The organism is Methylobacterium sp. E-041, from assembly GCF_022829665.1.
GTDB lineage: Bacteria > Pseudomonadota > Alphaproteobacteria > Rhizobiales > Beijerinckiaceae > Methylobacterium.
The window spans coordinates 1-1,608 of sequence record NZ_JAKSYQ010000203.1 but is presented as its reverse complement, the minus strand read 5'-3'; the positions used below and the strand labels follow the sequence as shown (position 1 = coordinate 1,608).

Here is a 1,608-nt window from a genome sequence, read left to right as displayed (position 1 = left end):
GACGTGGGGGTTACGATCGTTGCGCCAGCGCTTGTCGGGGTGGTCGAGGAATGTCTCGGCGACATGGTGAGCGCCTGAGCCGAAGTTGCCCGTCAGGGTGATTTCCTGGGTCTGACCAGCAGCATGCGAAGCAGAGGTGGTCAGCACACCGCAGACCTGCTTGCCGTCGACCGTCACGGTGAAGTGCCGATCACCCTGCCAGTTGTCGCCAGAGACCTTGAACACCAACGTGTCACTCTGCACCGTCGTTGGTAGCGTCGTCGTCGAAGCTGGTGCGGTGCTCTTCAGGTTGAACAGCAGGGTGTCGGAACCTGTGTTGCCAGCCGCATCCGTCTGGCTGGCTAGGATGGTGTGCTCACCGAGCTTCAGGGTTGTAGGCGTGAAGCTCCAGTGGCCAGTGCTGTCGGCGGTGACGGAGCCCAGCGTGGTCGTGTCTTCGCTCAGTGTCACCTTCGCTCCGGCCTCTGCCGTGCCTATCAGAGCTGGATTGGTAGTAACCTTGTCGGTGCTCGACGTGCCCGTATTCTGGACCAAGCCAAGCTTCACCACAGGTGCCACCGTGTCGACCACCACGCTGTTACCGGCCGACACCGCTCCACTCTTGTTACCCGCGTTGTCGGTCGCCACGGCAGTGAAACTATGCGTTCCGTCCGTCAGTTTAGCTGTAGTAAACACCCAGCTGCCATCGGCTCTCTGAGTAGCTGCTCCAAGATCGCTCCCATTGTCGTAGATCTCGACCGAGCGCATGCCAGATGTGCTATCAGAGCTTGTCACTGTAACAGTGTTCGAAGCCTTGTTCGTTAGTCCTGATACGCTCCCCGACACGCTAAGGAGTGGTGCTACCGTGTCGACGGTGTAGCTGACGATACTGCTCTTGCCTGTGCCCGCAGCATTGGCATCACTGGCGGTGATCTGATGGGTGCCCTGCTGGTTCAGCAACGAGACGGCGGCACTCCACTTCCCATCGGCCTGGACGATGGCCGTTCCAATCTCCGTAGAGCCGTCCAAAACATGTACAGTCGTACCGACATCACTCAGGCCAACGGTACCTACAAGCTTCACAGCCAGCGTGTTCGTCAGTCCACCCGCTGACGTGATCGCAACCGACGGTACCGTGAGTGGTAGAGACGTCGCTGCGCCCTGAAGGCTGCTGATAGCGCTCTTGTAGGCAGCGCCTGCGGTGGCGTTTGCGCCTGTGCTCAGCTTGCCGCTGTAGTCAGCGTTCGAGTCCCAGTAGTTCTCGTAGACCATGTTATGGTCGGCCATCCACTTGGTCATGGCCTGAACGTAGGGACCCGCGTTGTCGCTGGCGACACCCCACTCGGAGATGGCAGTGGCCTTACCGTGGGCTGCGGCGAAATCCTGCTGCCACTGTAGGCCGTAGGTGCGGGTGACCTCGCCCTTGAACCCCTTGGCGGCATCGGTGCCGTCCCATTGGGTGCTGTAAAAGACGTCCGTACCGATCACATCGACGTACTTGTCGCCCGGATACGCCTTCTCCGGGTTCATGTTGCCACCATCGTTAGTGGTGTCCCATACGAACTTGAACTTGTCGGACACGGAGCGGAACGTGGTCACCAGCTCCTGGAAGGCTTTGATGAACGCGGC

General features: G+C 59.9%; 1 protein-coding gene. It reads right to left on the bottom strand.

Annotation, left to right across the window (positions count from 1 at the left end; all coding sequences use genetic code 11):
* Positions 1-1,608 (bottom strand): Ig-like domain-containing protein (locus tag MKK70_RS19335; protein WP_243949404.1); only part of this gene is annotated, 1,608 nt, incomplete at both ends.